Source organism: Bradyrhizobium huanghuaihaiense, assembly GCF_025200885.1.
Classification (GTDB): Bacteria; Pseudomonadota; Alphaproteobacteria; order Rhizobiales; family Xanthobacteraceae; genus Bradyrhizobium; species Bradyrhizobium huanghuaihaiense.
Map to the genome: position 1 here is coordinate 9,229,069 of NZ_CP104172.1, position 22,401 is coordinate 9,251,469.

Below are 22,401 nucleotides of genomic sequence, written 5' to 3' on the forward strand. Positions count from 1 at the left end.
CAGTACACTGGATGCTCCGCCCGTAGGCAGACTCTCAGAACGCTACCGATCGACCGATGCCGGACCGACTATCTCGAATCATAAACAGGCCAACCGGCCTCCCAGTCGCCCTCATGCTTTTTGGCGTGGCGGTCGTTTTCGCATTCGACACCTTCGCGCCGCTCGAGATCGCGATCGCGGTGCTGTACGCCGTCGTAGTCATTGCTTCAGCGGATTTCCTCGGTCGGCGCGGCATCATGCTTGTCTCCGCCGTCTGCATCCTGCTGACTGTTCTGAGCTATGCGATCGTTCACGGGGAGTCCTTGGGAAGCGGACCAGCGCTGCGCGCGTTGATCGGCCTCTGCGCGATCGGCGTATCAACAGTAGCCGCGCTGAGAAACCGGGAAGCCGCGGAAAACCTGATCGCCCAGGCAGCCCTTCTCGATTTGACCCATGATGCCATCTTCGTGCGGGATCGAAACGATATCATTACCTATTGGAACGCCGGCGCCGAGGAGCTCTACGGCTGGCCCTCAAAAGAGGCGCTCGGGCAGAACGTCGACACTTTGCTGAAGACAAAGCATCCACCGTCGACCGGTCAACTCGAGCAGCCAAATGATCCCGGCCGCTGGCAAGGTGAACTCATTCACACCCGACGCGATGGCAGTGAAATATGGGTTGCCAGCCGTTGGGCAGTACAACGGGACGAACTGGGACGCCCGGTCGCCACCATGGAGACCAACAGCGACATCACGGAGCAGAAGCGCGCGGAAGACGCGCTGTATAATGCACGTAGTCAATTGGAGCACGTCACCCGTGTCAGCACACTCGGCGAATTGACCGCGTCGATTGCGCACGAGGTCAACCAGCCGCTCGCGGCCATCGTAACCAACGGCGAAGCCGGCTTGCGGTGGCTCTTGCGCGACGAACCAAATCTTGAAGAAGTTCGCCGAGCGGTCGAGCGGATGATCGGCAACGGGCGACGTGCGAGTGAGGTCATTGCCCGCCTTCGCGCCCTGGCGAGCAAGAGCAATCCGTCCCATACGGCCCTCACCTTGAACGACATCGTTACCGACGTTATCCCGCTCGTAGAGCGCGAGATGCATAACAATGATGTGGCGCTCAGGCTTGATCTTCAGGCGCCCGCCCCGTTCGTGCTTGGCGATCGTGTGCAGCTTGCGCAAGTCGTCATCAATGTCGTCGTCAACGCCATACACGCGATGTCGCAGATCGAAGGCAGGACAAGGCGTCTGTCCATCACGTCCAGGACGTCATATGGGCAGTCGAATTCCCGAATGGCCGTCCTGGAGATCGAGGACACCGGAACCGGAATCGATCCAAAGATGGCCGACCATCTCTTTAGCGCCTTCCATACGACGAAAGCCGACGGGATGGGGATGGGACTCTCGATCAGCCGGTCGATCGTGGAGAGCCACGGAGGATCTATCTCCGCGACATCCGGCAAGCAATCGGGAGCCCTGTTCGAGATCCGTCTCCCTGTCCTGCAGCAGGACGATGCGTCGGCGGCTGCCGGCTAGGGACTCGACCACCGATAATCGCGCGGCGACATTCCGACGTGCTGACGAAAGCGCCGGGCAAAGTGGCTCTGGTCCGCAAAGCCCGCGGCAAGTGCGACTTGGGACAGCGGCATGTCGGTGCCGGCGAGCAGCCGCTTGGTCCTCTCCACGCGCTGGCGGATCAGGTAGTCGTGAGGCGTGATGCCCATGGACTGCTTGAAGGCCCGCACGAAGTAACAGACCGACAGTTTTGCCAGTCCGGCCAGAAACTCCACGGTAATCCGCTGGTCGATGTGGCCCTCGATATGCTCGCGAATCCGCCGCAGCACCCTGGGAGGCAGTCCGCCACGAGCAAATCCCGTCGACACCATCGTGCCGGACGGCAGCAGTTGCGGCACCGACAATTCAGATTCCGCCTGGAGGATGACCGGCAGAATAGAATGCCCGAAACCTTCGCTGTCCAGGTCGTCCATCGCTCTCAACATCAGCCGCTCCTGTATCTTGTGCCGCTTACCTGGCGCTGACTTACCGATGCGAAGTCCGTCGCCTTGGTCGATGTCAAGGATGGCTGCAGTCCCAAACAACGCCAATCGTGCATGCGTCTGAGCGCATCACACCAAGGTCTGAGCCCGCGCCGCGGGTGGCCGGAGGACAGCAGGCCTCCACTCGATCATACCTTGGTGTGATGATCTTGATGGCCTGGCCGTGCTAAGGAAACGTACTCTCACTTGCCCGGATCCACGTATGCCCAACGCGCCAGAGGAGCTTCCCGTCGTGCACATCGTCGATGACGATGCGGAGATGCGCAGCGGGCTCGAAAGCCTGCTCCGCTCTGTGGGACTGGAGGCGCGAACCTACGGTTCAACCCAGGATTTCCTGAAGTCGGACGGCCTGGACTCTCCGGGGTGCATCGTTCTGGACATCCGGCTGCCCGGAACCAACGGGCTGGACTTCCAGGAAGGGCTGGCCGGACTTGGCATAAACTTGCCCGTGATCCTCATGACCGGACACGGCGACATTCCGATGTCGGTTCGAGCCATGAAAGCAGGCGCGGTCGATTTCTTGCCTAAACCGTTTCGCGATCAGGACATGATCGACGCGGTGACGGCAGCGATCAATCGGGACCTGACCCGGCGGGCCGCCGTGGGCCAGACGATCGCCATTGCCGATCGCTATACAACGCTATCTCCGCGGGAGCGCGAAGTGATGGCCCTTGTGACAGCGGGCAGGATGAACAAGCAGATCGCTGGCGAACTTGGTTTGAGCGAAGTGACGGTCAAAATCCATCGCGGCGCGGCGATGCGCAAGATGGGAGCCCGCTCGCTGGCGGATCTGGTCCGCATGGCGGATACGTTGAAGAACAGGACACGTTGAGAACGCTCACCTATGTATATGTGCTACGCCCGGCGGCCACCTCGCAAGGAGACCAGCGAATGGCCGATCAGCTGATTTCGATCATCGACGACGACGCCTCCATGCGCGAGGCATTGGTTGGCCTCGTTCGCTCGCTGGGCTACGACGTGCGCGACTTTGCGTCGGCCGAGGATTTTCTCGCATCGAGCAATCTCGAAGCATATGCCTGCGCCATTACCGATATTCAGATGCCCGGAATGAACGGCTTTGAACTGAAGCGCGAGCTCAGCGCGCTCCACGGCTCGCTGCCGGTGATCATGATCACCGCCCGCGCCGAACCTGGCATCGAGGAAAAAGCGATGTCCAGCGGAGCGTGTTGCTTTCTTCGCAAACCGCTTGAGGCGGAGACGTTGGCGAACTGCCTGCAACGAGTTCTAGGGCGCCTTTGACATACGCGCTGCGCGCTCGAATCAGAAAACACAGCGCCCGCCACCGGGCAAGGGTCGCGGGTGCGGCAATACGCTATCCTGGTGGCAGCGGAGGCTCGGTTACTCTTGCTCGGCACAGCCGCGTAAGGGCGCGATTCGGCGTGTGAACACAGGAGCCGATCGCATCGCTCAAGAGCGGATCACGATAGCAATCGCCACCGCGAGGACATAGCGTGACTCTGGGCCAGAGTGTCAAAGCTGCAGGGCTCCATGAATGACGTAACGTCCCTACGGAAGTATTTGTAGGTGTGCGCCGAAGCCGGCGTTGCGATCGTGGCGTAAGCAACTGCGCGTACCAGAGTGGATACGACGATCGATCTGAATGATAGTGCCATGCTTGTCCCTCTCTTTGTTGGGCCCGAGCCACCAGTCCGGTTTCAGGATGAGGTGAGGGGTGTCGCGAAGCTATCGTCCCAAGATGTGGTCGCGATCAGATCGAGGTATGATCGATCGCCAACGATTGAAGCAGTTTTGAACAAGCCTCCAGCGTTTCAATCCCATATATCCCCGACAAAGCCGACCAGACTTCGGAGATATGACGATGAAACATTCCTTGCTCTGCATGACCGCCGCATTCTCCCTTGTTGCCCTGACCTCCGCGGCGCAGGCTGTTTCTGCCTACGACGGCTCCTGGGACCTCCTCTTCGTGACGCAGAGAGGTTCGTGCGACCCAACCTATGACTTCTCCGTCAACATCACCGACGGAATCATCACCCATCCAAATCTGGTGAAGTTCAGAGGCTACGTGGCACGGTCGGGCGCCGCTCGCGCTTCGGTGACGGTCCACGAAAAGCATGCATCCGGCTCAGGTCGGCTTTCGAGCCATACCGGCCGCGGGACATGGAGCGGCTATTCGGGAAGTTCGCGCTGTTCAGGGTACTGGACCGCTCAACGCAACTAAAGCTCTCCAAGCGATCGTGGTCGAAGAACGCGCGCCTGATGTCGTCGCAATCGGAGCAGATGGTCGTAGGGCCCGCTGTCGGACCGTGCCGGCATCGGCGACCTCATGTTCCACGACCCTAGGGGCATGGCCGTCGTGCGGCTGCGCTGTTGCGGAAATGCCGCCGCGGCAGCTCGACGATGCACTCGCCAAACTGGTCGCCGCGGAGCTGATCTTTCCTCGAGGCACGACACTAGATGTGGAGTACACCTTCAAGCATGCGCTCGTTCAGGATGCTGCGTACGACACTCTGCTGAGAAGCCGCCGCCAGCAGCTCCACGGCCGCATCGCTGCGACCATGGAAAGGCAATTCCCGGAGATCGGGGAGGCACAGCCTGAGGTCCTGGCGCGCCATTATGCCGAAGCGGAGTTCCGAGTTCATCGAGAGGGCCGTCGACTATTGGCTGAAGGCTGGAAGGCAAGCCATCGCCCGATGGGCGATGACCGAGGCGGTGGCGCAGCTCCGCAAGGGCCTCGACCTGTTGCCAGGCCTGCCCGACGGCCCGGCGCGCCAGGAGCGCGAGCTTGACCTGCGGATCGAGCTCGGGCACGCGCTCGCAACGATCAAGGGATATTCCGCAGACGAGCCTGGCGAGGCCTATGCCCGCGCCCGCCAACTTTGTGAGGAATTAAACCGACCAGCACAACTTGGACCGGTCCTCTGGGGCCAATTTGTCTACCGTTACGTGCGAGCCGAACTCGACCAAGCGGAATCGCTCGCCGAAGGGCTGCGCCATCAGGGCCAGCTCCGCAATGATCCGAAAATGGAAGCATTGCGGTTTCCATGCGAGCGGGGTCTTTTGTTCCGCTTCCGGTAGATTCGCTGACGCATGCACCCATTGCGAAGACGCCATTTCCTTGTGGGATCCGGCGCTTCGCGCCTTCGTACCTTCGCCAGAAGACCCGTACGTCTCCGTTCGACTGTACTACTACCGAGCACTCGTCTGCACAGGTCGCATCAATGAAGGGCGGTTGCGGGTGGGCGAAGCTTTGGCCGAGGCGCGGCGGCTCTCGCCCTTCAATGTAGCCTACGCGCTAAGTCGTCAGCTATGACCGCAAGCACTGCGTTCGCTTCGGACCCAAGCGCTCCCGGCCGGCCCCCGATATCGCGGCTGTCCGGTCGCATCTTGAACCGTATTGCGGTGCAGAGGACGTTCTTGCCGCGTCACGAGCGCCGAATAGCGATCCTTCGACACGGTCCGGCACGCGCCGCCCGTCCTATCTTGGACTGCGCCGCCGCCCTTCGACCGTTCCGCCGTCGGATGAGCTCATCCCTGCCCCGATTACCTGGCGACATGCGTCGCTGAGCTCCCGCTGTCTCTGCCTGAGACATAACGTTATGTCATCGGCGTCAGGGATGAAGGCACTGCAAAGACGGAACACATCGGGTGTACACGCCCGTCGCTCCTCCGGCGTCCCCTGCGCAAGGGAGGGAAGAGGAGCGGCCACAACGCTCAACAAGGCCAGACGCAGGCGTCCTCGCCTGAGGGACGCCAGCCAACGCTGGCCTCGTTTGAATCGGTCGTTCATGTCGGGAAGCACCTGTTTGACGAAATTGACACTTCGAATGCGGCCGGCGCAATGCCCTGTGACCGGTCGCCTGTCGGGCGAGAATGCGCTGATCAGAGCAAGTTCTCCCTCACCATCTCCACACCTCGCCACCGCGGCCGTGCAGGGCGGCACGGGTCGTGTAAGCACCATCCCGATCGCCGCTCATGGCGTCACCTTCCACGACCATTTTCGGCCCGAGCATGCACGTCGCCAGGAGATCAGGCTTGGAGAGGTTTGCGCGGATTTGTAGCCAATTGCGGCGACACGAGCCGCTCGCCGGCTCTGGGCCAGTCGAGTATTTCCTCAGTACCTGGATCTGACGCCGTGGCAGCTCGCTCAGGCGACTGACCAAGAATGGCAGCGACGTTCGCCAGTCGTCGGGCTATCTCGCGATCGCCGCGGGGCCCGACGCTCCATTCCAGCGCGGCGCAGATGTCACTGAGTTGATCCTCGGCTCTCGATGAAGCCGAGCGGAATCCCCCATCATTGCAGCAGACTTCGACAATCCCGCCGTCGCACGCTTCCAATAGTCTGCGGGCCGATTGGCGAATTGGACCAAGCGCCATCAATTTGGAGGCCTTATGATGAAGCTCGTGCGCTGGATGGCAGTTGTTGGTTGTCTCGTGGTCATGAATTCCGGTGCCCAGGCTCGCTCGAACTTCGACGGCGCCTGAGATCTCGTCTTCGTGACACAGAACGGTACCTGCGATCAGAGCTGCAGCTTCTCGGTCAACATTTCCGATGGGATCGTGACGCATCCGAACCTCGTCAAGTTCAGGGGCAATGTCGCGCGATCTGGTGCGGTCCGCGCATCGGTCACCGTTCATGACAAATACGCCTCCGGCATCGGTCGGCTTTCCGGCGAAGCCGGTCAGGGGCTCTGGAGCGGCTATTCCGGATCTGCGCGCTGCTCGGGGTACTGGACGGCCAGGCGAAGCTAATCGCCTAAGACTCGATCGCAATATTAGCCTAGCCGCGACAAGGACGTCCAAGCTGAGGGAATCTCCCTGGTGTTTGATCCCCGAGAGATGAGGGTTCTCCCGTCGCGCGATCGATGCGTGCCGGGACCACGAGGAAATAGCGCATGCCGCTCTACACGGTTACGACACCGGATGGCTTGCTGTCCGCCGAGCAGCGGGAGTTCATAGCTGCCGAGCTGGTTCGCATCCATACGACCACCAATCAGGTTCCGGCGAATTTGGTCCACTCGATCTTTTTGACCTATCCGCGAGGTCACGCCTACGTCGCGGAAAACCCTTCGCCGATCGCCTCGATCATCGGGACCATCCGCACCGGCCGCGCGCCTGAGCTGAAGACCAGGCTCGTCCAGGCCCCTTGGAAGATGCTCCAGGACAACACCGGAATCTCCGACATCAATCTCTCGGTCTCCAGGAAGGTTGCACCGAGCCAGGCGATGGAGAATGGCGCCGTCATGCCGGAAGTCGGACACGAACAGGTGCGGTGACGATTCATCGCGCCTTGCAAGCCGGCAAGATCCCGAGGCTTGCGGCCTGACGGCAACGACAGAGAAACAGCCACTGCTGTAGCGGAAGGACGTTTGGCATGGACATGCCGTCCGTAGATGACAAAGAGCAGAGCACGCCAAGCGAGGCAAAGGCGGAGGCCGTGCGCAGTCCGACAGGGGTGCCGTCGATCATCGTCGGCCTCGTCGCAATCGGCGTCGTGGCGCTTTCGGCCTTCTATCTCTTGCGACCGGAACCGCTGCTGGTGCAGGGCGAAGCCGATGCAACGCGACTGGACATCGCGGCCCGTGTCGATGGCAGGGTCAAGGAGATACCCGTCCAACGCGGCCAGAACGTTCCTGCGAGCGCGGTCCTGGTGCGGATCGACAATCCCGAGACAGTGGCCAAACACGAGCAGATGCGAGCGGCAAAGGCTGTTGCGGATGCCCAACTCGCCAACGTCCTGGTCGGAACGCGCGTCGAGACCATCATCGCGCGTAAGGCGGAAATGGAGCGCGCGCAGGCAGCGCTGGTGCTGGCTCAGAAGACCTTCGACCGCACGCATACCCTGACCGAGCAAGGCAATGCGCCGCAAGCCCGCCTCGACCAAGTGACCGATGCGCTGCATGAAAGCGAGCGCGCAGTCGACCAAGCGAAGTCGGCCTACGAGCAGGCGGTCAACGGCTACACGAAAGAAGAACGGGCGATCGCGAAGGCCAATGTCGAGAAGGCCAACGCCGATATCCAAAGCGTCCAGTCCGTCATCGATCAACTTGTTGTCTACGCTCCGGTCGCTTCCCAGGTCTACCAGCGCAATATCGAGCCTGGTGAGTATGTATCCCCGGGCGTGCCGCTCGTGACATTAATCGATCTCGCCGACGTCTGGATTCATTTCGACCTTCGCGAGGATCTCGTCAAAGGCCTCAAGGTCGGTGACCACTTCGACGTCCGGGTACCTGCCCTCAACGATCGACGCGTCACGGTCGAGGTCAAGCTCATCGCAACCAAGGGCGAATATGCAAGCTGGCGCGCCACGCGTGCGTCCGGCGATTTCGATTTGCGGACGTTTTCGATCCGCGCCTACCCGGTCCAGCCGGTACCCGAGCTCAGGCCTGGAATGAGCGCCTATCTTGACTGGCGGTCGCGGCAATGACATCGGCGCCAAAGCCCGGATTCCTGCTGGTCGCGCGCCGCGAGTGCCGCTGGCTGTTTCACGATCGCGTCGCGCTGCTCCTGATCTTCGGCGTGCCTCTCTTTGCGTTCGTGGTTCTCACGACCGTCTTCAGTCACCCAGTCATTCGCGGGCTCGGGGTGACAGTCGTCGACGAGGACAAGTCGGACGCCTCGCGTGCCCTCGCGGAATATGTCGCGGCGTCTCCGAGCCTGAAGATCGTCGACCGCTCCGGCACACTCTCCACGGCCGTGCAGGACATACGCTCCGGCAGATCGATTTCGGCCGTCTATATCCCACCGAATTTCGAGCGCGACCTGCAGGCCGCGCGCCGCCCGCAGGTCTTCGGTTTCTACAACCAGCAGTTCCTGACCCCGTCCGGCATCGCGTCTTCGGGCCTGAGCGATTCGCTCTCCGCCGCGGCGGCAGTGGCCGCTCCCGCCAGCCGCGCTGCGCCTGCACCGGCGTCCTTGGGAACGCTCAAGGCGGAGACCATGGCGCTGGTCAATCCGCAAAAGAACTATGCGCAGTTTCTGCTGCGCGCCCTGCTGCCGACCATCATTCATGTCGTGATCACGCTTGCCGCCGGGTATTCGGTCGGCTCCGAATTCCGCCGCCGCGACGTGCGAGCCTGGCTCGAGAGCGCCGGCGGAGATCCGCTCGTCGCGCTCGCCGGTAAGCTCGCACCGCTGTTCTGCATCTTCTTTCTGATCGTGCTGGCCGAGCCGCTATTCCTCGAGGGTGTGCTTGAAATCCCCTTCAAGGGCGACCTGCCGTTGATGAGCGCCGCGGCCTCGCTGCTGATCATTGCCTATCTGTCGCTTGGCGCCCTGCTCCAGCTTCTGGTCGGTGATCTCGCGACCGGATTGGGACTTGCAGGTCTGATCGCCTCTCCTGCATTCGGTTACGCAGGCGTCGGCTTTCCCACCATCGGCATGAATGCCTTTGCGCAGACCTGGAGTTCGATCCTGCCGCTGCGCTGGTACATGGCTGTCCTGCTCGGACAGGCCGCACGGGGATTGCCGATCGCCGATTCCGCCATTCCCTTCGCCGCACTTGCCGGTCTCGCTCTGCTCTTTGCCGGCCTCGCATGGCTGCGCATGGCCAACGTCACCCGTAAGGGCTGGTTTGCAACGGCGCGAACTACCGAGCCGACCGAAACAGAAGAAGCGCCAGCGGGCATCGGCGGTGCCTTCAAGGCAGAGTGGCGCCGCGTGCTGCGAACGCGGAGCGCCTTCAGCCTGCTGTTTCTCGCTCCCCTGGTCTACGGCATCTACTATCCACAACCCTATCTGAACCAGATCCTTCGTAAGCTTCCCATCGCGGTCGTCGACAACGATCTCAGTGATCTCAGCCGGCAAATCGTCGAGACACTGGATGCGAGCGGCGCCTTGAGCGTGACGGTTCGCGCCCGAACGCTTGCCGAAGCGCGCAACGCAATCGATCGCGGGCAGGCTTTTGCCGCCGTCGAGATTCCGCCCAACACCGAGCGCGATGTGCTCAAGGGCATCACCGCCCACGTCCCAGTCTACGCCGATGCAACCTATCTGTTCATCTTCAGATCGAGCGCCAGCGGCGTCGCCACCGCCATCGGAACCTTGGCGTCCGAGCTCGTTTCGCGCGGCGCGCGCTCCGATGGAAGCCTCGTCAAGGCGAAGCTCGCGAGCTCGAGCCCGGCCGATGTGCTGCTGCAGCCGATCTTCAACCCTGTAGGCGGCTATGCGAGCTACGTCGTTCCGGCGGCGTTCATCCTGATCCTGCAGCAGACCTTGCTGATCGGCGCGGCGATGTTGACTGGCACTGCGCTGGCGGCGGGAGGCTCAGCCTTTGCCGGCGTGCTCGGCCGCGGCATCGCGCATCTGACCGTCTATCTTCCTGCGCTCGCGCTCTACGTCATCGTGCTGCCCCGCATCTACGGTTTTTCGACGCTCGGCCACCTTCCGCAAATCCTCGCGTTCGCGAGCGTCTTCCTACTGGCGACGAGTTTCATGGGTCAGGCCGTCGGAGCCTGGTTCACGCGGCCGGAGAACGCAACCATTCTGCTGCTGGCGACCAGCCTGCCGCAGTTCTTCATGGCCGGCTTTGCGTGGCCACGCGAAGCGATCCCGGACGTCGCCCTTGCGTTTGGCCGGTTGTTCCCGGCCGACTCCGCGATCGACGGCCTCGTGCGCATCAACCAGCTAGGGGCTGGCATCTGGGAGGTTGCGCATGACTGGCTCGCATTGTGGTGCCTGGCGCTCGGCTATTTCGCGCTCGCGGTGATCTCGGCATTTGCCGTCAAGAGAGGACAGGGACATGCCCAACGTTAGAGCTGCCGCCTTCCTCGCAATTCCGCTCGCGCTCGTCGCGGCCGCACTGATCTATGCCACGCGTCACTCCGAACTGCCCGCGGCCATCGTCGGCGTCGTGCGGGCGACCGAGGTCAGGGTGGAGCCGGAGGTCAACGGCCAGCTCGCCTCGATCGCGGTCGAGAAAGGCGCCCATGTGAAGGGAGGCGACGTCGTTGCGCGGCTCTCGGCAGTTGAGTTGACGGCGCAGGCGGACCAGGCGCGTGCCGCGTTCGCGTCCGCCGTCGCAAGCCGTAACAACGTCTATGCCGGCATCCGCCGCGAACAGGTCGATTCCCTGAAGGCCGCCATCGCCAAGGCAGGCGCCCGCCTCGACTATGTGCAGGCGCAGCTCACGCGGACCAGCACGCTCGCACGGCAAAGCTTCGAATCGCAGCAGTCGCTCGACCAGGCCGAAAACGACGTAGCGACAGCACGTGCCGACGTCGCGGAGGCCCAGGCCAATTACGATGCGGCGGTGGCGGGTCCGACCCGGGAGGAGCGCGCCATTGCCGATGCGCAGGTGCAGGCCGCGGCCGCCGCCGTCACCGTGCTCGAGCGCCGGCTCAACAAGATGGTGCTGCGCTCTCCCGCAGACGGCACGGTCAGCGTCATCGCCGCCGAGGTGGGCGAGAACGTTCGCGCCGGCCAGCCGATCCTGATGGTCGAGGCGGCGGGCAAGCAGTGGCTCTCCTTCAATGTGCGCGAAGATCATCTCAAGCGCCTCACGATAGGAGAAACGGTGAGTGTGATGCGGAACGGTGCCGACGGCGTGATGAGATCCGTCGTTAACGAACTGCGGCCGCTCGGAGTCTTTGCCACCTGGCAGGCCGAGCGGGTCATTGGCGATCATGACCGCAACACGCTTCGCCTGCGCCTCGACCCGGAGACAGAGCCGGCAGGCCTTGAGCCGGGCACGTCCGTTTGGATCCGAACTAAATAGGTCAAGCAGCGAAGAAGCGCCGCGGCGATCACAACGGCCGGTATCGAATGCCTGGTAGGCTGCATCCATCCGAAGGCAATGAAGGTGACCCTGACGACGACCGAAGAGTACGACGTCTGGCTGCATGCCCCTGGGATGTGAATCGGCGCGCTGAAATGACCCCGCCCGGATCAATGATGTCAGTGGCTTATCATGCCGATCGGCGTCGGGACCCCACGCTGATGCACAGTTTGAGCGCAGAAAGCTTGATCCTGGGAGGCTCAGAACTCTTCTCGGTCGCTTTAATTTGGATCAGAAATTTCGGGAGGTCGTTTTGCGAGTCGGGAGGTCGGTCTTTCCCCCGCACAGGCTCTTTCTCAAGCAAGAAATCCCACCCGAGGCGGTCGACTTGTGATTTCTGCGCGTGAAAGCCTTCGGGCTCACACCAACTGAGGAATGCGTTTTCTCCCCTAGTGCCGAGATCTCTAACCATCACTCGATTCCCCGCAATTGGTTAGACCATGGACTTCGCAACGGCCGATACCAGCTCGATCGTTGGAAAGAACCCGAGGTCGTGAAGTTGGTTCAGGAGTTCCTCGAACTGGAGATGGTTCGCATTGCCCTTGCCAGACAGATCTGCCAGATCGTCGATTTTGCTGGCGACTAGTTCGATATCCCGCTGGCGGCGCTTGGACTCCGTGGCCGAAAGACGCTGCGGACCATCGACGACAAACGCGGTCGAATGCTTTCGGACGTACTCCGCAACGTTCCGCAAAGCGGCCTGGCTTTCAGCGGCCTTTGAGAAAGCCATGCCGATGCTGTAAGCGGCGTCTTCCAGATAAGGCTTGTCGCGTACGAGATCCGGCGAGCTGTCTTTGCGGCGGTAGCCGCTGAGTGAGAAGCCTCCGTTTTGCAGATGATAAAAGCCGATCTCAAAGGGCCCGAACGTTGCGGCGCCCTTCGCGATATTGACTGACCAAGGATTTTTTGGCCCACCACGAGCCTCGACTGCTTTGATAAGCCCGCTCACCTCCCGCGCATGCAGTCGCGCCCGCTCAAGTTGGGCTTGATCGTTCTCGAAGATGGAAATCGCGTCCGGCTTCCAGGCTAAATGCCGCGAGTGGAGTTGGTGCCATGCACGAAGGGCGGCTTGGGCGGGACCAGGGATTTCCTCACCCTCCAACCATCGCCGAAGCGTTCGCGTCGAAACCCCCATCAGTTGCGCCGCCTCGGCCAGATCGAGACCAAGGAAGGTCAGGATTTCAGCTAGCTGAATGTGTGTCATCACAGGAAATCCAATTTGCCACTTCGTCATCAGTAATGTGACAATATGTCAAAACAATGAGGGCATCCTGTCACATTGAGGCTCGGTTCCACGAGAGCGAAGTCGACACGGAAATTTGGTTGCATGCGAGGCGCATGAAGCCCGAACCGCGTCTATCGGTCCACGGTTGGCTCGACGCCCAGGTCGCCGGAACGGCACCGAAAGTTTCGCCTGTCTGAACGTGCGAGCGGCGTGGCTTTATCCAACTTCAAGATCGTGGATGATCGGTTTCAGACCGGCGGGCGTGATTTCGAGGCGCGCAAGCGTGATTGGCAGCTTGAAGCGGCGACGTCCGGCACTGCCGGGATTCACGTAGAGCACAGCGTCTACGGTGTTGATTTTCGCAATGTGAGAGTGGCCAGAAACGATGACATCGATGCCTTCAGCTACGGGATCGATCCGCATCGCGTTGAGGTCGTGCAGAACGTAGAACGGCCGTCCGGCAAGCCGTACGAACTCGGTTTCGGCAAATTCGGTGGCCCACTCGCCAGTATCTATGTTCCCCCTGATCGCCGTTACGGGGGCAAGTCTCCGCAGCGCTGTGATGATGTCGGGATCGCCGATGTCGCCGCCGTGAATAATGTGGTCGACTTGAGCCAGCAAGCGAACAGCCTCCGGCCTAAGCAGGCCGTGCGTATCCGAGATGATGCCGATCGTGAAGGTCATCGATGCGTCCGGTCGAAGCACCCCATCGCGCGTTGGGCGCGGCTTCCTGATGCACCGCCGGAGCCCCGGACATCAAGGTCTAAGCCGACTTCCGGCGCTGGCCCGCCGCGGGCCTTTTCGCCGCCGCTTCTTTCGCCGGCTTCTTGCCTTGGATCGACATCAACATCTCCTTCTGGGCCACCGTCGCGTTGCGCCGCTTCTTAGCGGGCTTTGCCGCCTTCGCCGGTGCTCCCTCCCGACCGACGCTCTGACGTAGCGCCTCCATCAGATCGACCACGTTTTCGCCTTTGGGCCGCTCCTTCGGGCGGATGGTCTTGCCTGCGCGCTTCTGGTTGATCAGGTCGACCAGCGCGGTCTCGTAGTGATCCTCGAATTTGTCGGGGTCGAACGTGCCCGTCTTCTGGTTGACGATGTGCCTTGCGAGGTCGAGCATGTCCTTGGTGACTTTGACGTCCTGGATCTCGTCGAAATACTCCTGCTCGCTGCGAACTTCATACGGATAGCGCAGCAGCGTGCCGACCAGGCCTTTGTCCATTGGCTCGAGCGCAATAATGTGCTCGCGGTTGGTGAGAACCACGCGGCCGATCGCCACCTTGTCCATCTCCCGGATGGTCTCCCTGATCACCGCGAAGGCGTCGTGACCGACCTTGCCGTCGGGTCGCAGGTAGTACGGACGGATCAGATAGCGCGGGTCGATGTCTGCCTTGTCGACGAACTCGTCGATCTCGATGGTCCGCGTCGACTCCAGCGCCAGCTCCTCGAGCTCCTCCTTGGTGACCTCGATGTACTGTCCTTTGTCGAGTTCGTAGCCTTTGACGATGTCCTCGTTCGCGACCTCGTCACCGGTATCGGCGTCGACCTTCACGTACTTGATCCGGTGACCGGTCGCTCGATTGAGCTGATTGAACGAGATCTTTTCGGATTCCGATGTCGCCGGGTAGAGAGCCACCGGGCAGGTGACGAGCGACAGACGCAAGAAGCCTTTCCAGTTGGCTCTCGGGGCCATGTTACGCAGAACTCCAGTTCGGGACGGCTCGGATTCAAGACGAACGACAGGGCATGGTTCCGACAGCATGGACGGGCCCCCAAGAGGATATTTTTCACGCCGGCTATCGACTCTTTTGTTCCTGTTATGTTCTATTAAGGCATGACGGACCGACCCGTGAGCTGGCGCATGCCGAACCCGAAGGAGATGGATAAGATGGCCGCTTTCGTCGGCAGAAACGTGCCTCGGGAGCCCGGATTGGCTCCGGAAGCTGATCTGCCGCCGGAATACTGGCAGGCGCTTCTGGACGACCCTCGCGCAGAGAGCAGGTCGGGACCCTCCGGAGGGGCCCTGCGGCTGAGCCAAATTCCTCAACATATTCTGAGGGTGGGATGCCGGCGCTGCGCCAGGATCGTCGAGATTCAGAAGGTCGATGCCGTCCGCCTCTATGGTCGGGAGGCGCTCTGGAAGGATGTCGGGCGGCGACTCTTGGACCACACCTGCACGCAGCGGACCGGGCGCCACGAGGAAGACGGCTGCTGGCCTACGTTCGAGTAGTCGCCGGCGCGGCCGGAACTGGATGCTGCCATGGCACCGAAGCATCACCCGACGCCGCTCAGCGGCGGCGACCGCAAGGCGCTCACCAAGGAATTGGGCAGAGCGCGCACGATGACGACGATTCTCGCTGGCCAGTCTGCCGAAGCCCGCGCCAAGGGCGAGACCCTCATCCGACAGGCCGACAAGCTGCTTTGCGAATCGTGGAATGAGAAGATGTGGGCCGACGGAGGACCGATCGACCCATCGCCGACCGTCGATCAGGCCATCAACGGCGGTTACGCCTGGCTTGAGATCGAGTGCTCGCGGTGCAAAACCCGGCGAGACGTCGACCTAGCGGCGCTGCGCCATCCACCGACCACATTCGTCCATGACTTGGCGAGCCGCCTCCGCTGCAGCAAATGTAGCAAAGCAGGTCGCCGGCCTTCAGCTACCCTTCTGCAACTCGCATCGCGCTCCCGCCTAGCCGTTCCGGAGACCTGACTGTGTGCAATCTCTATTCGATGACCAAAAATGTAGATGCGATCCGCCGCTTGTTCGGGGCGCTGAACAGCCGCGTCGGAAACCTGCCGTCGATGCCGGGCATCTTCCCGGACTACCGAGCGCCGATCGTTCGCAACGGGGCCGAGGGACGCGAGCTCGTGATGGCACGTTGGGGCATGCCTTCGTCGGCGCAGGCGCTCATGGATGCGACGAGGAAACGCGCAGAGAAACTAGAAGCCACGGGCAAGACGGTGGACTTCAAAGAGCTGCTGCGGATGGAGCCGGACAGCGGCACGACCAACATCCGCAACACCAGCAGCAAGCATTGGAAGCGGTGGCTCGGCCCAGACAATCGCTGTCTGGTGCCGTTCACCAGCTTCAGCGAATACGACACCATCGACGGCAAGAAGGTGCCGGTGTGGTTTGCTACGGATGAGAGCCGTCCGCTGCTCGCGTTCGGAGGCATCTGGACGAACTGGACTTCGGTGCGCAAGGCGAAGGAAGGCGAGGTCACAGCCGATATATTCGGCTTCCTGACCTGTAAGCCGAACATCGAAGTGGAACGCGTGCATCCAAAAGCGATGCCAGTGATCCTCACCACGGCCGAAGAGTACGACGTTTGGATGCGCGCCTCCTGGGACGACGCGAAGGCGTTGCAGCGTCCGATGCCAGACGGTGCCCTCAAAATCGTGGCGACCGGTGAGAAGGAAGACAGTGGAGGCAGCGCTTAATGTCTCAGTCCGAACGGCTTTTTTCACCGCGGGTTATAGACATTTGATTCCTGACGAATGATTCCTGACGAACCGCCATGGCGCGAATGTGACGCCGGGCGTCCTCAATTGAACGGGACGGTGTCGTGAGATTCGCGTACGCGCGAGAGTCTTCGCTACCTGCGAACTTCGCGCGGGAAAACGGTGATCGAATAGTGAGAACCGAACGAATCGTGAATTAGCCCGAGTGCAAGACGATCTTGCTATCGGCGGGCGACATGATTTTCCCAAAAATGGAAATACCCTCTTCCATTTTTGGGAAATCGACGGTAGTATCCTTTCATGCTGGTGATCGGCACGAACATTGTTGAGCGCTATTTTGCCGAGCGCTCTGGTCATCGGGGCATCGATGCGGCGCGCGCTCAATACAGGGCATGGCTGGCGATTGCCGAGGCTTCGGACTGGCGGACGCCGCAACAGGTGAAGCGATCGCATCCCAAGGCGAGCATCCTGAAAGGCGGACGTGTGGTGTTCAACATCAAGGCCAATGACTACCGCCTGATCGCCATGGTTCAATATCGTGATGGTGTGTTGATGATCCGCTTTTTCGGCAGTCATGAAGACTATGACAAGGTGGACGCGGAGACGGTGTGATGAAGGCAACATTGATAATTATCCAGAACCAGGCCGATCATGAGGCGGCCAAGGCGCTTGTCGGCAAGCTGATGCAATCTAACGAGGCTGCCGATCGAGCGCGCATGGTGGCGCAGGCTCGCCTTATCGAGGCGTATGAACGCGCGCGCTGGCCGCGCAAAGCGCCGCCGTTGCCCGATTTGCTGACCTATCTGGTGGAGCAACATGGTTTGACGCGCGCTGATCTTGTGCCGCTTCTGGGCACTGCGAGTCGCGTCAGTGAGGTCATGTCCGGCAAGCGCGAATTGAGCATGACGATGGTGAAGCGTCTGCGCGAACGTTTCCATATTCCGGCGGATTTGCTGATTTCCGCGAGTGGAAGTGTTGCGGCTTAGGTCAATCGGGAGCATGACTTTCGATAGGGGGCGTACTTTGCTCGGCAGCCGTCAACATTCGCATCGACGCGAGAAAGTCAGCGCATGCGATTCCAACGACTTGCAGGGGGATTAGGGGACGCACTTCGACTGGCGCCGCAGTCATGCATAGACGCCGTGTGCGAGGCGTGTGAGGTATTGTTCAACGAGCTCGATGCCTGCTGGAGTGGCAAGCAGGTCGATCGGGCGGCGCTGGTCAAGACCGATGGCCGGACGCTCGAGCCACTGCTCTGCCTCTTCCTGCGAACCGAACACGTCCGTGGCCTTGGTCAGGATTTCAGCAAACTTCCAAGTCCGCCCACTTTGCGCCCGGCTGAGCGGCTTGTTCGGAGCGTCCTTACGTCGCTGAAAGGTGCGAAGGCTCATTCCGAAGGCGTTTTCCAGCGAGTCCGTTTGAATGAAGAGAAGGTGACGGACGAAGTGGATCAGCGCGGAGCCTGGCAGGCCGTTCAGCAGCAGTTCGTGGGCGTCGAGGTTGCTTGTGATGCGACGCGACAGAATACGCGGCCCGCCGAGCAAATCGGCCACTTTCTGCAGATCAGTGCTTGGCCCCTTTGAAGCCGATTTCTCGGCCGCTGCAGTCATAGTAGTCCTCGCGTCATGTATCGCCTAGCATGTGTCACATGTCGCAATTGATCAAGCGCGCATTGTCGAGCTCAGGGATGGTACTCGCCGCCAGCATCGCCAGCCTGTTCGATTGCCAAAGGATCCTGGAAAGGCCCATTTTGACTGCATTTTTGCGGTCGTTGGCGCATGCGGCTTTAGGGGAGCATACTCTACCTGGTAACCCCCCTTCGGACCTCGCCCATATCCATTTTGGATCAAATGATTTCAGGAGTTTAGCGGCGCCATAGGGGACGAACTATGCCCGGTGCCGCAGGCGTGTAACCGCTCAAGTTGATCCTTGTATTGCACGAACTTGCCGGCGTCGTGCCCCGCGGCTTTCAATTCTCTCAGCGTCTTTTGATAGAGTTCGTTGGTGGCCGTATGCTTCGGCGTCCATTCCGTCTTTATCGTCTCAATCGTTTTAACTGCGTCCTTCACGGCGGTCTCGATACTTTTACCAGCGGCTGCGATCTTCTGGAGGAGATCGGTTTGGACCTTGTCGAGCGTGGCGACGATGGCGCCGTTGGGAAGCTCCTTGGCCTCGGGCCGACGATCGGGCCTTCAGACGCACAGTGAGCTACTACGTCAGCCGCAAGCTCGCTTGCGTGACAGACCATTTCCTCCGCCTTTTCGAACAAGCGCCCTCATGTCGGTCAGAGTCTTGCCTTTTGATCTTTAGTCGATGACACGACCAACTATTAGTCTTCGAGCAGGTCCGCCAGGAAGGCCCCGGTCATCGCATCGACGTTGCCGGCCTCAAGATGCTTCTCGAACTCCTCCGGTGCCGCCGACGCGGCGGAAGGCCTAGGACATTCCGCGCGATCGATCCATTGCGCCGCCCGCGCCGACGCGATGTCCGCGCGCTCGAGATCGGCGGCCGTGACCTCGGTCGGCGGACTCGCTAGCGGCGACAGGGTTTCATCAGCTCCGGTTGCGGCCTCGTCGAGTGCAGCGTCTACGGCGTCCGCCCCGGGCTCTCCCTCGAAGTCGAGCGCGGCCAGGAAATGCAGCGTCGTCTCGTTGCTCTGCATTTTTTTGGCCATGTCGTAGCGACGTTGTCGACCGAGATACCGTGCTCGACCTCCTTCATCCGGGACGGCGCTCCCGAGTTGACCGCTTCGCGCCGGGCTTCGGGCGAACCGAAGGACTCCAGGGCGGAGGCTAGGGACACCGTCTGGTTCTCCTCGCAGTCGTCATCCGGCCCCGGTGGCTCATCATCCCGATCGTCGTCGAATGCGTCCGGTGGCGGTGGTGCGGTCGGGACCTTGATCCGCAGCGCCTCGAACACGGGCGGCAGGTCGGGCGAACGCGGAGTTGGCCGGGAGGCCGGATTAACCAACCCCGGAGCCAAGGATGGAGCTCGGGCTCGTCCGGACCGAGCCGGGCCGGCCGTCGACAAGCCCTGTACAGCCCGGACTTCGTGAGCGAACTTGTCGCCTTGCTTTTGCATCGCCTGACAGATGGTTGCAATCGAGACGGCACCGGCGGTGACCAGATCGGTCGAGCTTGCCCTCCTTCCGTTGCCATACGCTGCGCGCAGAAAGGCCACCGAGCCGGCCGAAATCTCGTTGCGCAAGCTCGTGGGATCCCGCCTCTCGTTAGCCAATTTGACGATCGCGGCACGCTCATCCTTGGCCCGCTTCTCGATGATCTGGGCGAACCGTGGATCGTCGAGACGCTCAGCGACGTCGACCAGAACGCCGATCTTCTTGACCTCTTCCTTGGTCGGCTTAGTGAAGGCGAGGAAGTGGTTGGCGCGGAGCTGCAGCTGTTTCAGGTCGATGCCGTATTCACCCTCGGGGTGAGCGTGGAAGGTCTTCACCTTGAACACGCTGTCGCGCCAGGTGACGTAGGCCTCGCCGACGCCGAGCGCGCGCAGATTGCGCACCGTGATGCGCTCCTGCTCCTCGAAGCGCGCTTCCATGTTGTCCAGGTAGGGGGTCGCGAACTCTCCCGACTTGGCGGCAAAGCCCCCCACCCGGGCGAAGCTTCCCTTGCCGGCGGAGTCTACGGCGAGCTTTGCCGTCATCTCCGTTTCCTCGACCCGCATGAAGATTTTGGTGGTCGTATTGGCGATCATCGACTTCGCTTCCTTGTCGTCATTGCGAAGCATCGCCGGGATATCTTGGGTCGCAAACACGAGCGAAAAACCCAGACTTCTGGCCTGCGCGGCCATTACTGCCAACCCTTGGACAGTATAGTATCCCACTTCGTCTAAAACGTCTTCAGTTTGCAGGCACGGGACCTCGTCCAGTGGCCTTCATTTGCGCTCCCTGACGTCGATGGCCGGCAACGCGCACGAAGCCATTTCGTTTGCGCGTTCTGTGTTCAATCCGTCTCTGGAGGACAGCGTTATGGTGCCCTCCACACGCAAGATGGTGATCAGGACGAGCGCTGCCCGTTGCTCCGCCGCGCTCAGCGCGCCTCCACCTGGACAGGCTCGCCCGGCTTCGCCACTTCGCCTGACACAATGACCAGGTATCGCTTGTCCGTCCTGGACGTCTGGTCGACGATCTGCGGATTGGGCCTGCGGCATTGACGATAGCAGATCCAGCCGGATTGGTCATGAAGGCTGCCAACGGCTGCAACGAGCCGCAGCCATCTTCATGCTCAGCGAGAGCCAGCACATACTTCTGCTTCGGCTCAAGTCCCGTGGCCGAGGCCTGCAGGATCTGGATCAGGCCTTGATCGAACAGCGACACGCTCGTCGGCGCCTTGCCGCCCTTCGCTCCTTCCTTCGGCGCCAACGTAAGGTGCACGACCTGCCTGGCAACGCCGAGGGTCTGCAGGTTCTGGCGGTCATCGGGATCGGGCACGGCATTCGGCACATAGGCGATCGCCTGCGGCGCCTGGCCGATCGGCACGTTGGCGATCACCTTATTGGTTGCGGTATCGATCGCGGCCAGAGCATCGGCGTAGGTCCGTTTCGTCCATGTGTTTCCTCTGAAGTTCATTTGCCGCCCCGCTGAATCGCTCCTCGAGCGAGGCGGTGCGACGCCTGACGCACAGTCGGCAACCATCAATACGATTTCTGTTTTCCCGTATTTTGCGGGCAGACCTCGAATCCTTGGCTACCCGGAGGGCTGGAATCGCGACGCCCCGGATGGCACACTAGGTATAGCGTCGCCTGCGCCCATTGGATAGAAGTCCGGAGCGGACGTGGCCATATCCGAATCCTTCCTCAAGACTCAGTCCGTGCTCCGGGACCGTCTGGCCCGCCGGATCAGACAGCTGCGTCGTAGCTCGCGGATGAGTCAGCGTGATCTGGCCGATCGCGCCGGTGTCCGACAGGCCTTAGTCAGCCAGATCGAGCTCGGCGAAGCGAACGTGACCCTGGACTCGCTACTGAAGATCGCGATCGCCCTTCAGGTCGATCTGGACGCCCTGTTCGCCCCAGAGGCCAAGGCCGTCCGTCCATTACCATGACCAGATCCGCCATTTTTGTGGTATTGACACTTTATAACGTATCCACATGTCTAATGACACGCCAGAGAGGAAAGGCGGATGCGGCGCGCCTATGCACCCACTCCACCCCTTTGACCCAGAGGACTCCGTGATCGAGGTTGTCGTCAGTGAAAACGGCCGTGTGATCGACCAACTCCGATTTGATGCGGACATCGTAGTGTCGAACAGGGGTGATGTCGTCGCCATGCAACGCGGGATCGTGCGCGGCGTTAGACCTTCCGACGATCTCTGGACACGGGTTGCCCACGCCGCAGGCCATCTCGCCAGCGCCCGCGCCTTCAAAAGTGCGTCGAGGAGGTTGGAAAACTTCGCTTTTGCGTGACGCCTGCGTGTTGTTCCCTCCGAAAGCCGGATCGTCCGGGCGGTGCATTCGAAGCCGTCGGTTGAGATCGAGGACGACGACCTCTACCGCCTGCAGCGCGACCGGAACGAGGCTGAAGCCCACTATCGAGCCCGCTGCGAGTTACTCGGCTGCAACCGGGGCGGCTTCGTCCGGCTTCCGCGTCGTTCCTAGCCCGCGGCGTCGTAGGCCGCATTTTTTGTCGCGATAGAGTCCGCCGCCATATCTTCGGCGTAATTTTTTAGGATACTATATAACGTATCACATTACTTCAGCCATCGGGCCAACCGCCGTCCCCGAACTATTGGCCACCGCAACAGCGGCCTGCGGACCGCTCTTCACCGGCAGTGTGAAGCCTTCTTGTTACCTTCGCAATCACGCGCTTGTTCCTTACGTTCGCTGCCGCCGCGACGCTCACGAGCGATCGCGACAAGCTTTGTGCGCCTTTCGATCCGCGCCGCACGCGTTGCTTCGATTGGTCAACCAAAA

At 61.3% G+C, this 22,401-nt stretch carries 25 protein-coding genes and 2 pseudogenes; 16 read left to right on the forward strand and 11 right to left on the reverse strand.

All coding sequences use genetic code 11. The features are described 5' to 3' along the window. The first annotated feature begins 113 nt into the window (after nt 1–113). Complete coding sequence (locus tag N2603_RS43045) at nt 114–1,517, forward strand: two-component system sensor histidine kinase NtrB (RefSeq protein ID WP_260386965.1); 1,404 nt, start codon at nt 114–116, stop codon at nt 1,515–1,517. On the opposite strand, the gene N2603_RS43050 is transcribed toward N2603_RS43045, so the two are convergent. Further along, nucleotides 1,514–1,969 (reverse strand): helix-turn-helix domain-containing protein, encoded by a 456-nt coding sequence (locus tag N2603_RS43050; protein WP_260386966.1) that lies wholly within the window; start codon nt 1,967–1,969, stop codon nt 1,514–1,516. The two genes, N2603_RS43045 and N2603_RS43050, sit on opposite strands and share 4 nt — an antisense overlap. Before the next feature lie 271 nt (nt 1,970–2,240). Here N2603_RS43050 and N2603_RS43055 point away from each other — a divergent pair, with 271 nt between their 5' ends. From N2603_RS43055 to N2603_RS43065, 3 genes are all read left to right on the forward strand, one after another. Further along, nucleotides 2,241–2,870: a response regulator transcription factor gene (locus N2603_RS43055; RefSeq protein ID WP_260386967.1), complete on the forward strand. Its 630-nt coding sequence runs from the start codon at nt 2,241–2,243 to the stop codon at nt 2,868–2,870. A 59-nt stretch (nt 2,871–2,929) separates the two neighbouring features. Further along, complete coding sequence (locus N2603_RS43060) at nt 2,930–3,298, forward strand: response regulator transcription factor (protein WP_260386968.1); 369 nt, start codon at nt 2,930–2,932, stop codon at nt 3,296–3,298. A gap of 580 nt (nt 3,299–3,878) precedes the next feature. Further along, entirely contained in the window at nt 3,879–4,238 is a 360-nt protein-coding gene (locus tag N2603_RS43065; protein ID WP_260386969.1) for a hypothetical protein, read from the forward strand. Between the two features lie 232 nt (nt 4,239–4,470). On the opposite strand, the gene N2603_RS43070 is transcribed toward N2603_RS43065, so the two are convergent. Beyond that, complete coding sequence (locus N2603_RS43070; protein ID WP_260386970.1) at nt 4,471–4,659, reverse strand: hypothetical protein; 189 nt, start codon at nt 4,657–4,659, stop codon at nt 4,471–4,473. 58 nt (nt 4,660–4,717) lie between these two features. Between N2603_RS43070 and N2603_RS43075 the strand changes: the two genes are divergently transcribed. Continuing rightward, complete coding sequence (locus tag N2603_RS43075; RefSeq protein WP_260386971.1) at nt 4,718–5,095, forward strand: hypothetical protein; 378 nt, start codon at nt 4,718–4,720, stop codon at nt 5,093–5,095. Nucleotides 5,096–6,046: 951 nt separating this feature from the next. Here N2603_RS43075 and N2603_RS43085 read toward each other — a convergent pair. Then, nucleotides 6,047–6,655 (reverse strand): hypothetical protein, encoded by a 609-nt coding sequence (locus N2603_RS43085; RefSeq protein WP_260386972.1) that lies wholly within the window; start codon nt 6,653–6,655, stop codon nt 6,047–6,049. Nucleotides 6,656–6,912: 257 nt separating this feature from the next. On the opposite strand from N2603_RS43085, the gene N2603_RS43090 reads away from it, so the two are divergent. From N2603_RS43090 to N2603_RS43105, 4 genes are all read left to right on the forward strand, one after another. Beyond that, a complete protein-coding gene (locus N2603_RS43090) occupies nt 6,913–7,293 on the forward strand; it encodes a tautomerase family protein (protein WP_260386973.1) in 381 nt (126 codons plus the stop codon). Between the two features lie 263 nt (nt 7,294–7,556). Further along, nucleotides 7,557–8,444, forward strand: a complete 888-nt coding sequence (locus N2603_RS43095; protein ID WP_260386974.1) for an HlyD family secretion protein — start codon at nt 7,557–7,559, stop codon at nt 8,442–8,444. Beyond that, nucleotides 8,441–10,771: an ABC transporter permease gene (locus tag N2603_RS43100; RefSeq protein ID WP_260386975.1), complete on the forward strand. Its 2,331-nt coding sequence runs from the start codon at nt 8,441–8,443 to the stop codon at nt 10,769–10,771. The genes N2603_RS43095 and N2603_RS43100 overlap by 4 nt, the downstream gene beginning before the upstream one ends. Next, the gene (locus N2603_RS43105) at nt 10,758–11,732 is read left to right on the forward strand and encodes an HlyD family secretion protein (RefSeq protein ID WP_260386976.1); all 975 of its coding nucleotides are present in this window, start codon (nt 10,758–10,760) and stop codon (nt 11,730–11,732) included. Before N2603_RS43100 ends, N2603_RS43105 begins: the two co-directional genes overlap by 14 nt. Before the next feature lie 493 nt (nt 11,733–12,225). On the opposite strand, the gene N2603_RS43110 is transcribed toward N2603_RS43105, so the two are convergent. From N2603_RS43110 to ku, 3 genes are all read right to left on the reverse strand, one after another. Continuing rightward, nucleotides 12,226–12,996: a helix-turn-helix domain-containing protein gene (locus tag N2603_RS43110; protein WP_260386977.1), complete on the reverse strand. Its 771-nt coding sequence runs from the start codon at nt 12,994–12,996 to the stop codon at nt 12,226–12,228. Between the two features lie 237 nt (nt 12,997–13,233). Then, nucleotides 13,234–13,701, reverse strand: coding sequence for a metallophosphoesterase family protein (locus tag N2603_RS43115; RefSeq protein ID WP_260386978.1), 468 nt, complete (start codon nt 13,699–13,701; stop codon nt 13,234–13,236). Nucleotides 13,702–13,780: 79 nt separating this feature from the next. After that, nucleotides 13,781–14,707, reverse strand: coding sequence for a non-homologous end joining protein Ku (gene ku / locus N2603_RS43120; RefSeq protein WP_260386979.1), 927 nt, complete (start codon nt 14,705–14,707; stop codon nt 13,781–13,783). A 168-nt stretch (nt 14,708–14,875) separates the two neighbouring features. Between ku and N2603_RS43125 the strand changes: the two genes are divergently transcribed. The 5 genes from N2603_RS43125 to N2603_RS43145 all read left to right on the forward strand — a co-directional run bounded on the left by N2603_RS43125 (nt 14,876) and on the right by N2603_RS43145 (nt 17,462). After that, nucleotides 14,876–15,244: a hypothetical protein gene (locus tag N2603_RS43125; protein WP_260386980.1), complete on the forward strand. Its 369-nt coding sequence runs from the start codon at nt 14,876–14,878 to the stop codon at nt 15,242–15,244. Between the two features lie 30 nt (nt 15,245–15,274). Beyond that, a complete protein-coding gene (locus N2603_RS43130; RefSeq protein WP_260386981.1) occupies nt 15,275–15,724 on the forward strand; it encodes a hypothetical protein in 450 nt (149 codons plus the stop codon). A gap of 2 nt (nt 15,725–15,726) precedes the next feature. After that, nucleotides 15,727–16,455, forward strand: a complete 729-nt coding sequence (locus tag N2603_RS43135) for an SOS response-associated peptidase (RefSeq protein ID WP_260386982.1) — start codon at nt 15,727–15,729, stop codon at nt 16,453–16,455. Nucleotides 16,456–16,776: 321 nt separating this feature from the next. Further along, complete coding sequence (locus tag N2603_RS43140; protein ID WP_260386983.1) at nt 16,777–17,088, forward strand: type II toxin-antitoxin system HigB family toxin; 312 nt, start codon at nt 16,777–16,779, stop codon at nt 17,086–17,088. Next, nucleotides 17,088–17,462 (forward strand): helix-turn-helix domain-containing protein, encoded by a 375-nt coding sequence (locus N2603_RS43145; RefSeq protein WP_074274398.1) that lies wholly within the window; start codon nt 17,088–17,090, stop codon nt 17,460–17,462. Before N2603_RS43140 ends, N2603_RS43145 begins: the two co-directional genes overlap by 1 nt. 141 nt (nt 17,463–17,603) lie before the next feature. On the opposite strand, the gene parS is transcribed toward N2603_RS43145, so the two are convergent. The 5 genes and pseudogenes from parS to N2603_RS43170 form a co-directional block, all read right to left on the reverse strand. Further along, on the reverse strand, nt 17,604–18,086 hold the full coding sequence (gene parS / locus N2603_RS43150) for a type II RES/Xre toxin-antitoxin system antitoxin (RefSeq protein ID WP_260386984.1): 483 nt from the start codon (nt 18,084–18,086) through the stop codon (nt 17,604–17,606). Nucleotides 18,087–18,386: 300 nt separating this feature from the next. After that, a pseudogene (locus N2603_RS44910) lies at nt 18,387–18,751 on the reverse strand (TrlF family ATPase); the annotation flags it as partial. A gap of 54 nt (nt 18,752–18,805) precedes the next feature. Then, on the reverse strand, nt 18,806–19,138 hold the full coding sequence (locus N2603_RS43160; RefSeq protein ID WP_260386986.1) for a hypothetical protein: 333 nt from the start codon (nt 19,136–19,138) through the stop codon (nt 18,806–18,808). After that, a complete protein-coding gene (locus N2603_RS43165) occupies nt 19,063–20,283 on the reverse strand; it encodes a TraG/TraD/VirD4 family protein (protein WP_260386987.1) in 1,221 nt (406 codons plus the stop codon). Before N2603_RS43165 ends, N2603_RS43160 begins: the two co-directional genes overlap by 76 nt. 239 nt (nt 20,284–20,522) lie before the next feature. Further along, nucleotides 20,523–21,022: pseudogene (locus N2603_RS43170) on the reverse strand (hypothetical protein); the annotation flags it as partial. Nucleotides 21,023–21,266: 244 nt separating this feature from the next. On the opposite strand from N2603_RS43170, the gene N2603_RS43175 reads away from it, so the two are divergent. Beyond that, on the forward strand, nt 21,267–21,533 hold the full coding sequence (locus N2603_RS43175) for a helix-turn-helix domain-containing protein (protein WP_260386988.1): 267 nt from the start codon (nt 21,267–21,269) through the stop codon (nt 21,531–21,533). A 127-nt stretch (nt 21,534–21,660) separates the two neighbouring features. Then, entirely contained in the window at nt 21,661–21,894 is a 234-nt protein-coding gene (locus tag N2603_RS43180; protein WP_260386989.1) for a hypothetical protein, read from the forward strand. Nucleotides 21,895–22,401 lie beyond the last annotated feature (507 nt).

Coding starts and splice junctions, on each gene's coding strand:
- N2603_RS43105 (WP_260386976.1), top strand. CDS start 10,758: ATGCCCAACGTTAGAGCTGCCGCCTTCCTCGCAATTCCGCTCGCGCTC.
- N2603_RS43075 (WP_260386971.1), top strand. CDS start 4,718: ATGACCGAGGCGGTGGCGCAGCTCCGCAAGGGCCTCGACCTGTTGCCA.
- N2603_RS43050 (WP_260386966.1), bottom strand. CDS start 1,969: ATGGACGACCTGGACAGCGAAGGTTTCGGGCATTCTATTCTGCCGGTC.
- parS (WP_260386984.1), bottom strand. CDS start 18,086: ATGACTGCAGCGGCCGAGAAATCGGCTTCAAAGGGGCCAAGCACTGAT.
- N2603_RS43065 (WP_260386969.1), top strand. CDS start 3,879: ATGAAACATTCCTTGCTCTGCATGACCGCCGCATTCTCCCTTGTTGCC.
- N2603_RS43130 (WP_260386981.1), top strand. CDS start 15,275: ATGGCACCGAAGCATCACCCGACGCCGCTCAGCGGCGGCGACCGCAAG.
- N2603_RS43090 (WP_260386973.1), top strand. CDS start 6,913: ATGCCGCTCTACACGGTTACGACACCGGATGGCTTGCTGTCCGCCGAG.
- N2603_RS43055 (WP_260386967.1), top strand. CDS start 2,241: ATGCCCAACGCGCCAGAGGAGCTTCCCGTCGTGCACATCGTCGATGAC.
- N2603_RS43110 (WP_260386977.1), bottom strand. CDS start 12,996: ATGACACACATTCAGCTAGCTGAAATCCTGACCTTCCTTGGTCTCGAT.
- N2603_RS43145 (WP_074274398.1), top strand. CDS start 17,088: ATGAAGGCAACATTGATAATTATCCAGAACCAGGCCGATCATGAGGCG.
- N2603_RS43165 (WP_260386987.1), bottom strand. CDS start 20,283: ATGGCCGCGCAGGCCAGAAGTCTGGGTTTTTCGCTCGTGTTTGCGACC.
- N2603_RS43115 (WP_260386978.1), bottom strand. CDS start 13,701: ATGACCTTCACGATCGGCATCATCTCGGATACGCACGGCCTGCTTAGG.
- N2603_RS43045 (WP_260386965.1), top strand. CDS start 114: ATGCTTTTTGGCGTGGCGGTCGTTTTCGCATTCGACACCTTCGCGCCG.
- N2603_RS43125 (WP_260386980.1), top strand. CDS start 14,876: ATGCCGAACCCGAAGGAGATGGATAAGATGGCCGCTTTCGTCGGCAGA.
- N2603_RS43100 (WP_260386975.1), top strand. CDS start 8,441: ATGACATCGGCGCCAAAGCCCGGATTCCTGCTGGTCGCGCGCCGCGAG.
- N2603_RS43160 (WP_260386986.1), bottom strand. CDS start 19,138: ATGCAGAGCAACGAGACGACGCTGCATTTCCTGGCCGCGCTCGACTTC.
- N2603_RS43070 (WP_260386970.1), bottom strand. CDS start 4,659: ATGAACTCGGAACTCCGCTTCGGCATAATGGCGCGCCAGGACCTCAGG.
- ku (WP_260386979.1), bottom strand. CDS start 14,707: ATGGCCCCGAGAGCCAACTGGAAAGGCTTCTTGCGTCTGTCGCTCGTC.
- N2603_RS43085 (WP_260386972.1), bottom strand. CDS start 6,655: ATGAACGGTGACCGATGCGCGGACCGCACCAGATCGCGCGACATTGCC.
- N2603_RS43140 (WP_260386983.1), top strand. CDS start 16,777: ATGCTGGTGATCGGCACGAACATTGTTGAGCGCTATTTTGCCGAGCGC.
- N2603_RS43060 (WP_260386968.1), top strand. CDS start 2,930: ATGGCCGATCAGCTGATTTCGATCATCGACGACGACGCCTCCATGCGC.